The organism is Flavobacterium sp. (genome assembly GCF_965277525.1).
Lineage (GTDB): Bacteria > Bacteroidota > Bacteroidia > Flavobacteriales > Flavobacteriaceae > Flavobacterium.
Window position 1 is genome coordinate 93935 of the sequence record NZ_CBDIDC010000001.1, and the last position, 13153, is coordinate 107087.

General features: G+C 36.6%; 13 protein-coding genes. All 13 read right to left on the reverse strand.

From position 1 onward, the window contains the following. Nucleotides 1–27 precede the first annotated feature (27 nt). The 13 genes from ACQY44_RS00335 to ACQY44_RS00395 all read right to left on the reverse strand — a co-directional run bounded on the left by ACQY44_RS00335 (nt 28) and on the right by ACQY44_RS00395 (nt 12924). On the reverse strand, nt 28–2274 hold the full coding sequence (locus ACQY44_RS00335; protein ID WP_428228435.1) for a TonB-dependent receptor: 2247 nt from the start codon (nt 2272–2274) through the stop codon (nt 28–30). 230 nt (nt 2275–2504) lie between these two features. Beyond that, nucleotides 2505–3767 carry a hypothetical protein gene (locus tag ACQY44_RS00340; RefSeq protein ID WP_428228436.1) on the reverse strand — a complete coding sequence of 421 codons (1263 nt, stop codon included), beginning with the start codon at nt 3765–3767 and terminating at the stop codon, nt 2505–2507. A gap of 240 nt (nt 3768–4007) precedes the next feature. Continuing rightward, complete coding sequence (locus ACQY44_RS00345; protein WP_428228437.1) at nt 4008–5285, reverse strand: RidA family protein; 1278 nt, start codon at nt 5283–5285, stop codon at nt 4008–4010. A 130-nt stretch (nt 5286–5415) separates the two neighbouring features. Continuing rightward, on the reverse strand, nt 5416–6309 hold the full coding sequence (locus ACQY44_RS00350; RefSeq protein ID WP_428228438.1) for an urea transporter: 894 nt from the start codon (nt 6307–6309) through the stop codon (nt 5416–5418). A 14-nt stretch (nt 6310–6323) separates the two neighbouring features. Further along, nucleotides 6324–7025: a hypothetical protein gene (locus tag ACQY44_RS00355; protein ID WP_428228439.1), complete on the reverse strand. Its 702-nt coding sequence runs from the start codon at nt 7023–7025 to the stop codon at nt 6324–6326. A gap of 11 nt (nt 7026–7036) precedes the next feature. Next, complete coding sequence (locus tag ACQY44_RS00360) at nt 7037–7822, reverse strand: urease accessory protein UreD (protein ID WP_428228440.1); 786 nt, start codon at nt 7820–7822, stop codon at nt 7037–7039. Then, entirely contained in the window at nt 7823–8461 is a 639-nt protein-coding gene (ureG, locus tag ACQY44_RS00365; RefSeq protein WP_428228441.1) for an urease accessory protein UreG, read from the reverse strand. It lies immediately after the preceding gene. A 30-nt stretch (nt 8462–8491) separates the two neighbouring features. Further along, a complete protein-coding gene (locus ACQY44_RS00370) occupies nt 8492–9184 on the reverse strand; it encodes an urease accessory protein UreF (protein WP_428228442.1) in 693 nt (230 codons plus the stop codon). Beyond that, the gene (gene ureE / locus ACQY44_RS00375; RefSeq protein WP_428228443.1) at nt 9177–9689 is read right to left on the reverse strand and encodes an urease accessory protein UreE; all 513 of its coding nucleotides are present in this window, start codon (nt 9687–9689) and stop codon (nt 9177–9179) included. Before ureE ends, ACQY44_RS00370 begins: the two co-directional genes overlap by 8 nt. Before the next feature lie 110 nt (nt 9690–9799). Next, nucleotides 9800–11521 (reverse strand): urease subunit alpha, encoded by a 1722-nt coding sequence (ureC, locus tag ACQY44_RS00380; RefSeq protein ID WP_428228444.1) that lies wholly within the window; start codon nt 11519–11521, stop codon nt 9800–9802. A 2-nt stretch (nt 11522–11523) separates the two neighbouring features. Beyond that, nucleotides 11524–11892 (reverse strand): urease subunit beta, encoded by a 369-nt coding sequence (gene ureB / locus ACQY44_RS00385; protein ID WP_428228445.1) that lies wholly within the window; start codon nt 11890–11892, stop codon nt 11524–11526. Between the two features lie 11 nt (nt 11893–11903). Beyond that, a complete protein-coding gene (gene ureA / locus ACQY44_RS00390; RefSeq protein WP_428228446.1) occupies nt 11904–12206 on the reverse strand; it encodes an urease subunit gamma in 303 nt (100 codons plus the stop codon). Between the two features lie 295 nt (nt 12207–12501). Then, nucleotides 12502–12924, reverse strand: coding sequence for a hypothetical protein (locus ACQY44_RS00395; protein ID WP_428228447.1), 423 nt, complete (start codon nt 12922–12924; stop codon nt 12502–12504). Nucleotides 12925–13153: the final 229 nt, after the last annotated feature.

Consider the following 13153-nt stretch of genomic DNA (forward strand, 5'->3'; position numbering starts at 1 on the left):
ATAACAAATTTAGTATAGAATACACATTTAAAACTTATAAAATACTCCCATTTTAATTCCGAAAGGAAGCCCGGGTGTAAAGGTCATATCCGTAATTGGGGCAACTTCGTTTTTTAATTGAGTTTCGGTAGCAAATTGAGCTTCGTTCCATTTTACATTAAACAGGTTATTGATTTGCAAATTAGTTCCCCATTTTCTATGAATGTAGCTAAATATCAGATCATTCACAAAATAAGCTTTTGTTTGGATACTGTTATCTTCAACTCCCGGCCTGTCACCCAGATAACGATATTGTAATCCGACAGAAAAACCATTCAAAAAATCCCAATTTACAGACCCGGTACTTGTAATTACCGGAGCTAATGGCACATAATCTTCGCCTTTTGGTTCGTCAACAAAGCGGGCACGGGAATAATTAACATCCACATTCAGGTATAGGTTTTTCAATGGCTGAAAACGAATACCTAAATCCAGGCCAAAACGTTGTGATTTTCCTGAAGGTTCTATTACCGCATCATCCCCTACATAAACAAATTCCTGCTGCAGGAACAAATACCAAAACGTTGGCATAATAATCAATGATTTGAGAGGATGCAGCCTCAATCCGAAATCGCCGCCCAAAGAATAAGGCATCGTATTCATTCCTTTTTGCTGAACTACCACTCTCATATCATTAGAGTGAAATCCCATACCTGTTTTCAGAAACCATGTTACTTTGTCATTGGCTGCATACCAAAAATTAAGTTTAGGACTTAATTTTGTTCCTTCAGACGATTGCCCTGAAGGTAATTGCGTATAATCCAGTAAATTGTGCATATTGAAAATGAAATGATCTAACCTTAACCCAGGATTAACAGTCCATTTTCCGCTTTTCCACATCAATTCTGAATACGCATGAAAATTGGTTTCAACCCCGGTAACATCAACCTGTTTATCCAATAATAAATCCCTGTGATAAACATGATTCAATTGCAAAGTGCCAATATCATCATTACGGAAACCGCCTCCCGATGCCCAGGTTAAAGAAGCATTAGATAAGAAAAAACTTTTAGCATATTTAAATTCGGTACCGTATATATTTCTGCCGTCTTTCTGTTGAATTTCATCCCCATTAACTTTATCTTTTAAATAAAACGTAAAATCAGAATACAAATTAAAATTGTAATTGGAATACCAGGCCATGGCTTCAATCTGTTCAGACGAAGAAATAATATGTTTATAATTCATCTGAAAATTAGTTCTTGAAGTGCTGCCTCCTTCCGTAGGATCAATACTTCCCCAACGATCAATAATTCCTTCATTTACGGCACGTTCCGGAATTTGCCCTGAAGCATTCCAAGAGGAATTGAATGTAGAAAACTGAACATTGAAATAATCATGATCCGTGAGCCACTGGTTGTATTTTGCAAACATATTGAACCTATTGAAATTTTGTTTTACATCAAAGGGACCGTCGGTATAATTATATTCTGTCGCAACATAGAAATTTTTCCTATTGTCAGGATCATCCATAATACTGAACATTCCCAGAATTCTTTTTGAATTGAAAGAGCCTCCTTCAAGTTTAATCATACTGTTTTTCAAACGGTCATAGGTTTGAAAATCAACATATCCCGCCGTACAAAAATCACCCCGATCGGTATAATATGCCCCTTTGCCAAAGTCGATATTATTAACCGTTTCCGGAATGACAAAATGTAAATCTGAATATCCCTGCCCATGAGCGTGAGATACAATATTTACAGGCATTCCGTCTACATTGACACTTACATCAGTACCGTGGTCGGCATCAAAACCTCTCAGGAACAATTGTTCTGCCTTTCCTCCTCCGGCGTGCTGAGCAATAAACAAACCCGGAACTTTGCGCAACAGATCCTGAGCAGAATTTACCGGAAACTTATTAAGATCAACTTTTGTAATGGCCGAAAGAAACGAACTGTGATTTATGACGACCTCAGAAATTTCAATAGGCTTATGCTGAAGAAAAACAACCTTGTTTTCATCCCCTTTATTAGTAACAACCCATTTTAATTCATCATACCCATCATGGCTTATTACCAGCGTATCCGGAAAGGACTGAATGTGGTATTTAAATAAGCCATCAGATCCCGAATGGGTATGGTCATTACCATGATTGTACAGTATTTGAGCCCCACTGATTGGAAATTTATTGTCTGCATCCTTAAGGAAGGAGTGACTTTCAGTTTGATTCTTTTGTGCAAAAGTGACTCGGCTTATCAGTAAGACAAGAAAAGTAATTAGAATTTTATTCATAAGTAAGCAAAATATTTTTTTATTCTCAAAATTTCAACGACAGAGGTTCTTTATTAAAAATGATATTATAATTACGCAGTCAAAAAAAAAAACTAGCCTTCAAGTTTAAAATCTTCTCTTTAATAATTTATAATTTTATCCCCCTATCCAACTATAGGGGATATTTTTTTTACCATCCTAAAGTCAATAATCTCCGCTATAAAAGTATTTTCTGTATGCTAGTTCTTATCCTAGAACCCGACCATTACCCCTAGAGCTATGCGATTAACCATAGAAGATTGTGTGGTGGTATTGATAATCTGTTTCGCACCTGTATTGTATTCTATACCTATTAAAAAGTTCTTTGTTACATCATACATGGCATTGATACTGGCCGACGGTAAAGCAATTCTTGTACTTGAATTAAAATTATTCGTAACAAAATCTTCGCTTGTATTATCATTTACTACTTTATTACTTACCAGTGAAACAGGAGATGCATTATATGTCATGGTAGTATAGCCTACCACTAAGTTGGAATGCAGCTTTTCTCCGAAGTAATATTCTATGCCTGCAGAACCACCATAGATTGGAACTGTTTTGAAATTATCATTCTCATCATAAATAGCGTCATACATATTTCCTGCACCTCCATTGCCAAATAGCGCACCGGATAAAGTATAAGAACCTCCAATACCTGAACCCACAAGAGCCTGAGCCATAAAATAGCTCTTGTTATTGAGCATCGTTTTGTAATTAGCATTGATCCCCCACCCCATTGTTGTGGCATTAGCAGTAGCGCTTTTAACATAACGAAGAGGACGCCCCATAACTGCTAAACGCAAGAAACCCTCACCGTTATCCAGGCTTTTGGTAAATGCTGCAATTGGGTCTGCAGAAAACTGCCCGGGTGTTTTACCTCCGGCAATTTTAAGATAGGCCGATGAACTTTCTATACCACCCTCAAACTTCCATGATTTGTCAGCGCCAAAATTATTGTAATATTTAACTTGTATGTGACGCGCCCAAGTACCACTATTAGGCCCTTCCCAATCTAATGTATTATACCAGCCGGCAACACCATTACCAAAGAAAGTCCAGTCCTGACCTACGTGCCAGTGATTGTAATCTACAGTTGCTACCCTTAATTGTAAATTGCCGCCTGCGCCTGGACCACCCCACCATTGCGCTTCAACATATGTTACCAGAGGTCCCTTCGAAAAACCATTGTAAGTAGTTTTCCAGCCCAACTGTGATTGATACATATTAAAATCTGCATTTTTCTGATTAAGAGGATTGTATGGATCAGCTGAATTCAGGTTGACTGACTGAGAATTAATATCATTACCTCCCAGATTCACGTAACCGTTTAGTTTTAAGCGAGGAGAAAACTCCATTTCATAAAGCGGCTTTCCATCAACTGTTTTTTGTTGAGACGGGAAATTAATTTGTGCTTGCACTGTATAACAACTCACTACAAATAAGAATAAAAATGCTAATTTATTTATTTTCATAATTCTGTACTTATTTATTAACCACAAGGAAATTTGGTTTCTTAAATTCGATAAGAAACTTGTATTTGTCCTCTATAAAATGTTATTCGTTTTGTTCTTTAGCAATAAAAAACAGAAGAAATAAGGCAAGGGATAACTGAAGAAACAAGATGTATTCCTTCAATATAACCTTGCCATAATTATCATTTTGAGTTAAACGTTATTTAAAAAGAGAAGATTTCTGATGTACTAAAATGACTTTTATACTTTTATAGGAGTTCCTTCTGCATTTGATACGACAACATCGATTTGGATTAATGCATCTTTAAGTAAAGCTGATACGCCAACTGTTCTTCGTGCAGGAATACCACCCGGAAAGAATGTTGTGTAAACTTCGTCTACAATGTCAATATCTGCGATATTTTTAAGAAAGATATTCACTTTAACCACATCATCCATAACGTGATCAATACTTTCTAAAATTGCCTTGATATTTTTTAGGCACTGGTTAGCCTGTTCTTTTACTCCACCATCTACTATTTTACCTGTTTTTGAGTCCAAAGGTAATTGAGCTGAAAGGTGATTGTAATGAGAAAACGCTACAGTCTGTGTAGATAAAGAACACTTTGGTGCATTCTCATTATTGTTTGCTTTTATGACGATTCCATGTCTGTCTTCAACAGCTTGCGGAGGTGTACCGTCTCCGTGTGACACCACTGCTTCAATTTGTACCAAAGCATCCATAGGTAAAGCTGAAGCTGCAATTACTGTACGTGCAGGAACATAAGCCACACTTCTGGCAATAGCCGAGTCTGGAAAAAATGTTGTATAAACCTGATTTACGGCTTCAATATCTGAGAGGTTTTTAAGGAAGATATTTATTTTAACAATATCGTCAAAAGGAACGTCAATACTTTCCAAAATCGCCTTGATGTTTTTTAAGCATTGTCCCGTTTGCTCTTTTACACCGCCCGCTACCAATCTGCCTGTTTTTGAATCTATAGGCAATTGCGCTGAAATATTATTGTAATGTGAAAAAGATACCGTTTGTGTTGATAAAGCATTTATTGGTGCATTTGCCGTACTATTTGTAAGCTTTATAAGATCGCCCGATTGTGGTGCTTTAGGAATTGTACCTTCACCGTTTGAAATAAGCGCTTCAATTTGCACCAAGGCATTCATAGGTAAAGCTGCAACAGCGACTACCGTTCGCGTAGGAACGTAGGTTGGAAAGAATGTTTTATAAACCTCATCTACAGCGTCAACATCTTTGATATCCTTAACGAATACAGTGATTCTAACAACATCGCTTATAACATGACCGATGCTTTCTACAATTGTCCTGATGTTTTCAAAGCACTGTTCAGCCTGCTCTTTTACACCTCCTTTTACTAATTGACCCGATTTTGGATCGATGGGTAATTGAGCTGAAAGATTATTGTAATGAGAGAAAGCTACAGTTTGTGAATATGGGCCAATACTTTTTGGAGCATTTTCAGTGTTTCTTGCTAATAATGAATTTATTTTATTTGAAGCCATTTTGTTTATTATTTACTTTTTTAATAATTTGAGAAATTTTTAGCCAATCCATTTCCCCTTAAGGTAGAAAAGCTAGTATTATTTGAATTCTATTTATTGATACTATTAAACCATCAACAAGAGATGATTTTTAATTTTGTTTTTTAGGTATACAGATTTTCTGAATAAGTAAGGTCAGGCATGTCCCTGCAACAAACGGAAAAGTAAGCACTCCTCCTACTTCGGTCAAGACGTTATTATCAATCAAAAAGTCGTCAATGCCCACTGTAATTAATACTGCAATCAATACCCACAGCCCATCAGTTTTCCTGAGACCTGAAAATACAATAGCTGAAAGCACTGCATTAAAACCGAATAATCCTATATGAATTCCTTCAAGCGATTCTCCATCCATATAAGAAATGTATGCCCCTAATAAAGATCCTGCAAGGCCATATAAAGCCGCTACAGGTGAACTGATGAAAACAGCAATAAAAAAAATGATTCCGGAGAATACTCCTCCTTGAAAAATCACTTCACCAAAGCCGTTTATAGGCGTTAAAAATTCGCCATAAGGTACATTTTCCGGTTTTGCACTTATCATTTCCGAAGGTGGAATCTGTGTAAAATGATGTAACAAATAAACACTTATCCAAATTATAAAGATGAATGGAAAAGTAAACACTGGAATTTTTTTACTAATAAAAAAATGCTGTATACTACTTGCCAATGCAGCACCCAAAACAATAAGCCCCCAAATTAATATTGTGGTCTGAAAGAAAAAAGACAAGGCTACTCCCACCAAAGCGGCACTAAAACCATATAATCCAGCATTAATTTCGGATTTATCATAATCCAGCTTCATCGCTGTAAATGTGCCGACACTTGTGGCCAAGAGAATAGCAATTCCTCCCTGCCAGCTGCCCATAAATATGCCGATAAGAAACAGAAGTCCAGTCCATCTATTTTCCTGGAGCATAATTTGCCCCATTCCTTTTAATATGTTATCGATAAAAGGGAATTTTTCAAAAATTGTTTTCATCATAATTGTTTATATTTTTACCATCCTAAAAAGACCATCCCAATACCGCAAATAGTCACTACTGCTCCACTTACTATGCTCATGTAACGCTCCAGTTTTTCTGTCTTGAATAAGGATGAATACCCGTATCTTCCGAGTAAAACCATTCCCAGCATTGTGGCAACAGTTGTAAGTGTAAAAGGAATGACAAGCGCTACAATTTCGTATACAGAACGATTTAAGCCAGAATAAAAAAGAAGCGGAGTAAGCGGCTCACTTGGTCCCATCACGAAAATCATGAACAACACAAACGGGGTTACTTTTATTCTGTTCTGCGGCATTACCACCTCACTATGGTTGTGTTCATAGACGTAAATATCTTCTCCCATTACATCAAAATGCTTATGGGGTTTATTTTTTATTGTTTGAATTAATCCATAAATAAGATAGGCGACTCCAAAAATTAGTAATGCCCACCCCGAAATATTACCTCTAATATTTTGAAACCATGAAAATTTATTGAGTTGCCATCCCAGAAAAACCCCTACAGCCCCTAAAACCAAGGAACTCAAAACATGACCAAATCCACAGGTAATTGTCAATAAAATAGTTTTAGTTCTGCTCCATTGTTTTGATTTCGACAAAACAATAAAGGGCAAGTAATGATCCGGTCCCGATGCTGTATGGATAAAACTTATAGATATGGCGCTCAGCGTTAATGCCCAAATAGTGGTATTCATAACTTATTTTTTTATTCTAATTCCCAAAGGATTTCCTGAACCTTTAGAAAAAAATTATACATTACTTCTCCACCATGTCCCAATGACCGGATCACAAATCCGTTATCTTCCATCGCTGAAATACCGATTTCCATCTCACTTTGAGATTCAATAACAGAATGAATCATATCAATCAAAAGATGTATCTCTAAATTATCTTTTGTACTATAAAAAATAAGTGTTCCCTGATGGGTAAACTCTTCCAGATTGCCTATACTATTAATAGGGATAAGATCTGGCTGAATGAGCACATTATCCTTTAATGCCAATTTATTTTTATGATAAATCTCAGTAAGATTCTGAAAACGCCTCAGTTTAAACACTTCTCCATGATGCTTTCTTCCACAAGTGATAATTTCACTTATGATTACCTGACTGTTTTCTCCAATTCGAATTTCTGCCTTGCTTTTAAAATTTGAGTTTTCATGCGGAACTACTGGATGTGGCACATAAGCAAAAGAAGTATCATCCTCCATCGAAATATTCAACTGTTGCTCGGCATGGGTTTTCATATTGAACAATCTTTGGTATGACTGTGACTGAAGCTGTAAGGCAGATCCTTTCTCTAAATCAATATCCAACTGATAACGGTCACCACAAAGAATTCCGGGCGAAGTACTCATTACGATCTGATACAACTTATTATCACTTTTCCTTTGTCCTACAGATACCACACGAAAAGGAGATGATACATACAGGTCTTTTACATAGGAACTTCCTTGCTTATAACCAGCTATAATATGTAAGCGGCTATCCATTTATCTTACCAGATTTGGTTCTTCACATTCTTCCAGTAAAGCATATTTTTTTATCCATCCAATAATTTCCGTTACACCTACATCCGTTTTAAGGTTCGAAAATATAAATGGGGTTCCTTTTCTCATTCTTCTTGCGTCATTTTCCATCACTTCAAGACTTGCTCCTACATAAGGTGCTAAATCTATTTTATTGATCACCAACAAATCTGATCTGGTAATACCCGGGCCTCCTTTTCTTGGGATTTTTTCCCCCTCGGCAACATCAATAATAAAAATGGTAACATCTGCAAGGTCCGGACTGAAAGTTGCCGATAAATTATCTCCGCCACTTTCTATAAATATCAATTCGATTTCCGGAAAACGGGCTGCTAATTCATCTACCGCTTCAAGATTCATACTTGCATCTTCACGAATGGCTGTGTGCGGACAACCTCCTGTTTCTACCCCAATAATGCGATCATGAGGCAAAAGGCTATTTTTGGCCATGAATTCCGCATCCTCTTTGGTATAAATATCATTCGTAATTACTCCAAGATTATAAGTTCCGTATAAATGTCTGCTTAATCGTTCCAATAAAGCCGTTTTTCCAGAACCTACTGGTCCTGCTACTCCTACTTTTATATATTTTCTATTTTTCATTTTATTTTTGTAAATTAATTTTATTTTAAATTAAGACATGTAGAGTCTTGAATACAACCTTTCATGCTGCATACAACGAATATCAAAAGAGGTGTTGCACAAGCCTACATACTCTCTCTCCAATTCTATGGTTTCCTGAGCCGTTTTTTCCATAGTCGCATATAAACGAAACAAAATATCCTGCCCGTCCAATTGTCCCAGGGGCACTAGCTTTACCGCATTGGTAATCATCCCTGCTATGGAAGTGTAGTAAAACCCGAAAAGTGCTTCTTGCAGAGGAACTTCCAGTAAACAGCAATACATTCCAAACACAATACTGTAATGAGAACTTGCTTCCCGATTACGAATGGCCTCTTCATAAGCTTCTACAAGTTGGAAATTCTCACGTCTTTTGAAAATCTTAATCAAACGCAATCCCAGTTTTTGACTGGCCTGACGAATTTCTCTTGCGCACTTCAATGCATTACACTCCTGATCCAGATCTAAAATTGTTTTCAAATTATTAGATTGTGTAGCTTTGTAAGCTAATTTCACAAAAGCCCCGTCATTGTATTTGAGATTGTGTTTAAGCATATTTTCTACAAACTCCTGTGCCGTAGCTGCATTATGTACGATTCCGTTTTGAACATACGTTTCAAGACCGCTGGAATGTGAATACCCTCCGATAGGTAGTGTGGGATCGGAAATATGCAATAAACTTGCTAAAAATTTTATGTTATTCATCTTTTGGTGCTGCCATTTTTAGAATTTTAGTAAAAATTGTTGAACCCAAATTTCCATGCCCGTGAGGTTCTACATTGGATTTCAGAAGATTCAGCAATTTTGCAGATTGTTTTTCGGGCTTAAAACCACTGACTTCAAGCCATCTGTACATTGGCATTTCAAAAGGCAATAACACTTTATCCTGCTGAATAAAAAGCGGAATATGCTTATTACCTATTTCATAACATACAGTACCCATTTCAAGCATAGAGGATGGAGAAATAACAATCGTTTCCGTCTCCAAAATATTCACAACGATTATTTTATCTCCATTTTCGAAAATAATATCACCTTCCCTAAGACGCTGTCCTTCCTTAAGGAATTTAATAGCAATGTCTTCGCCCTGACGTGTCTTTTTACGTTGAATCCTCTTTGTGGATTCAAACCATTCCAAATCAAGATAATCTATCGATCTCTCAGTAATTGGACTATCTGAAATGTTGCCTAAAGTTTCCGTAATAGTCATTGTTTTTTAGATTTTTTTTGTGAATTCATCTCGTTTAGCATAAGTAGTATCTGAAATTTTAATTGAAGAAAAGGCACCGGCTTACGCCAGGCCTTTTAAATTCTTCTCTACTAAAACAAATAAAACAATTGTGTTAACGGAAGGTTCTCTGCCGGTTCACATGTTACATGCTCTCCATCTACTGTTACTTGATAGTTTTCCGGATTTACCTCAATAACCGGGGTTTTATCATTATGAATAAGATCTTTTTTAGAGATGTTTCTACAATTTTTGACCGGAAGAATTATTTTCTCTAATTTGTATTCAGCAATAGTACCATTATCTATAGAAGCCTGAGAAACAAAAGTAGCACAGGTTCCAAATTTAGCACGACCGTGAGCACCAAACATGTTTCTGTAAATAACCGGTTGCGGAGTGGGAATAGAGGCGTTGGGGTCGCCCATTTTGGCAGCAATTACAAATCCTCCTTTTACAATCATTTCAGGCTTAACTCCGAATAATGCAGGCTTCCAGATTACTAAGTCGGCCATTTTCCCAACTTCAACAGAACCAACATATTCAGAAATACCGTGAGCAATAGCCGGATTAATAGTATACTTAGCCACATAACGTTTGGCACGGAAGTTATCATTGTCTGTTTTTGTGTCTTCTTCCAGTTGCCCGCGTTGATCTCTCATTTTACTGGCCGTTTGCCATGTTCTGGTAATTACTTCCCCTGGTCTTCCCATAGCTTGAGAATCTGAGCTCATAATACTGAACACCCCCATATCATGCAAAATATCTTCTGCTGCAATAGTTTCAGGACGGATGCGGGAATCTGCAAACGCAACATCCTCAGGGATATTTTTACTTAAATGATGACATACCATAAGCATATCAAGATGCTCATCTATCGTATTAACCGTATAAGGACGGGTTGGGTTGGTAGAAGCTGGCAATACATTTGGATACATAGCCGCTTTGATAATATCCGGAGCGTGTCCGCCACCAGCACCTTCAGTGTGAAAAGTATGAATTACTCTTCCATTGATAGCTCTCATCGTATCTTCCAAAAATCCGCCTTCATTCAAAGTATCGGTATGGATTGCCACCTGAACATCATATTTATCGGCTACTTTTAATGCAGTATCAATTGTTCCGGTTGTAGCTCCCCAGTCTTCATGAATTTTCAAACCTAATGCGCCAGCTTCGATTTGTTCTTCTAATGGTGCTTCTGCAGAACAGTTTCCTTTCCCGAAGTATCCTAAGTTCATCGGATATTCTTCAGCTGCTTCCAACATTTTTTGGATATTGAATTTTCCTGGTGTACAAGTTGTTGCATTAGTTCCATCATTAGGGCCTGTTCCTCCGCCAATCATGGTTGTAATACCACTATAAAGAGAAGTTTCAATCTGTTGTGGACAGATATAATGAATGTGCGTATCGATTCCTCCGGCAGTTATAATATATCCTTTACCACCATGAACTTCTGTTGAAGCACCGATAATCATATTCGGAGACACTCCATCCATCGTATCAGGATTTCCGGCTTTACCAATAGCGGCTATTTTACCGTCTTTAATTCCTATATCTGCTTTTACAATTCCCCAGTGATCAATAATTGTTGCTCCTGTGATACAAAGATCCAAAACACCCTGATCTCTCGTACAGGATACATTTTGTCCCATCCCGTCACGAACAGTCTTTCCACCTCCAAAAACAGCTTCATCGCCATAATGAGTAAAATCTTTTTCGATTTCAATAATTATTTCAGTATCTCCCAATCTGATTCTATCTCCCGCAGTCGGGCCTAATATATTTGCATACTGTTTTCTGTCTACGTTCAAACTCATGATTACAGATTTTTAAAATTTAATTGATTCGCTTTTGCTAAACTTTCTTTTTTCTTAGCATCAGAATCTATAGACCCGTCAACTAGATTATTGAAGCCCATTGCCTTTTTATTCCCTCCGATTGCAACCAGTTCTACTTCTTTTTCTTCTCCCGGTTCAAAACGTACAGCTGTACTGGCAACAATGTTAAGCCTCTTACCGAAAGCCTTTTCACGATCAAAGCCCATTGCTTTATTCACTTCAAAAAAATGGAAGTGTGAACCCACCTGAATAGGACGATCTCCTGTATTAGTTACTTTTATTCTTACAGTCTCCCTGCCTTCATTGCAAATGATAGTACCTTCTTTTACAAAAATTTCTCCTGGTTTCATAATAATTAAGATTAACGAATTGGATTATGTACTGTTACTAACTTGGTCCCGTCTGGGAAAGTAGCTTCAATCTGAACATCATGAATCATGTCTGCCACTCCTGACATCACATCCTCTTTAGTAAGAATCTGAGCCCCTTCCTGCATTAGTTCAGCAACTCTTTTACCGTCTCTGGCCCCTTCCAGTAAAAAATGACTGATCAAAGCAATTGCTTCGGGATAATTTAATTTAAGGCCTCTCGCCTTTCTTTTCAGAGCAAGCTCTCCTGCTGTATGCAGCATAAGCTTTTCTATTTCTCTTGGTGTTAAGTGCATAATTATTTTTATTTAAAATTGAACATAGGTAATCATGTCCGTCTTAGTTAAAAGACAAATACGAGATAAAAAAAATGAAATACGAATTCTATACCCCCAGGAAAATGATGCGGGTTAACCAGAATTAATAATGTTATCCACTAAAATTTTAATTATCCTGGCTACCTTACAAGAAGGATTAACTTTCTCACCTAACTAAAGCAGTAGGCATAGGAAAATAGTCTAATCATCAGCTTTTGAAGTAAAAGCGTAATTTGTCAGTAATTTTAAATTTTAATGGAATTAAAAAGGGGAATTAACAATCAGGTATTCGTAAAGAATGATAAAGTAAATACCTTGGCAAAGCAGTACTTAAGAAGTGATAAAGTACAAGCGGTTGATAAGAAAAATAATGAATTCGTAAAATAAAGACAATACTTTCTTCAAGTATTATAGTAGCATCAAATGACAATTTATCCAGCTCATCTAAAGTAAGCTCTTCCTGAAGATCGTTTAAATGAACGACATCAACCTTGTTTTGGCTGTTTACTTTTTTTGAAAAATTACAATCTATAGCAGTTTTGGAAAGTAAATAACCTTCACTTTTAAACGCGTAAAAAACAGCACAAAAAATTGTGAAAACAAACACGGCATAAAAACCGATCACACTATTTTTTCTTCTGCTTATCATATTTGTAAAGATAATACTGTAAAGTGTTTTACGAATATTAAAAAACATACTCAAAATAGTCAAAATCGGTACAAAATATAAAATACAATTTTTAGCGTTCTGTCGCAATAATCGCTTAAAAAAGAATAGCCCCAATATATCTAACTGATACATTATTCCCAGATGCCACAGAACCAAAACAAAAAACCCTACAAGTCTAAAACTTACAGGGTTTATAAGGGTTTAGAATATTTTAACGATCAAATTCTTCAAATTAAATTAAACACAGAGGGATTCT

Excerpts from the sequence above, each read along its gene's own strand:
- ACQY44_RS00350 (WP_428228438.1), bottom strand. The coding sequence starts at position 6,309 with ATGATGAAAACAATTTTTGAAAAATTCCCTTTTATCGATAACATATTA.
- ureC (WP_428228444.1), bottom strand. The coding sequence starts at position 11,521 with ATGAGTTTGAACGTAGACAGAAAACAGTATGCAAATATATTAGGCCCG.
- ACQY44_RS00395 (WP_428228447.1), bottom strand. The coding sequence starts at position 12,924 with ATGTTTTTTAATATTCGTAAAACACTTTACAGTATTATCTTTACAAAT.
- ureE (WP_428228443.1), bottom strand. The coding sequence starts at position 9,689 with ATGACTATTACGGAAACTTTAGGCAACATTTCAGATAGTCCAATTACT.
- ACQY44_RS00345 (WP_428228437.1), bottom strand. The coding sequence starts at position 5,285 with ATGGCTTCAAATAAAATAAATTCATTATTAGCAAGAAACACTGAAAAT.
- ACQY44_RS00370 (WP_428228442.1), bottom strand. The coding sequence starts at position 9,184 with ATGAATAACATAAAATTTTTAGCAAGTTTATTGCATATTTCCGATCCC.
- ureG (WP_428228441.1), bottom strand. The coding sequence starts at position 8,461 with ATGAAAAATAGAAAATATATAAAAGTAGGAGTAGCAGGACCAGTAGGT.
- ureA (WP_428228446.1), bottom strand. The coding sequence starts at position 12,206 with ATGCACTTAACACCAAGAGAAATAGAAAAGCTTATGCTGCATACAGCA.
- ACQY44_RS00335 (WP_428228435.1), bottom strand. The coding sequence starts at position 2,274 with ATGAATAAAATTCTAATTACTTTTCTTGTCTTACTGATAAGCCGAGTC.
- ACQY44_RS00360 (WP_428228440.1), bottom strand. The coding sequence starts at position 7,822 with ATGGATAGCCGCTTACATATTATAGCTGGTTATAAGCAAGGAAGTTCC.
- ureB (WP_428228445.1), bottom strand. The coding sequence starts at position 11,892 with ATGAAACCAGGAGAAATTTTTGTAAAAGAAGGTACTATCATTTGCAAT.
- ACQY44_RS00340 (WP_428228436.1), bottom strand. The coding sequence starts at position 3,767 with ATGAAAATAAATAAATTAGCATTTTTATTCTTATTTGTAGTGAGTTGT.
- ACQY44_RS00355 (WP_428228439.1), bottom strand. The coding sequence starts at position 7,025 with ATGAATACCACTATTTGGGCATTAACGCTGAGCGCCATATCTATAAGT.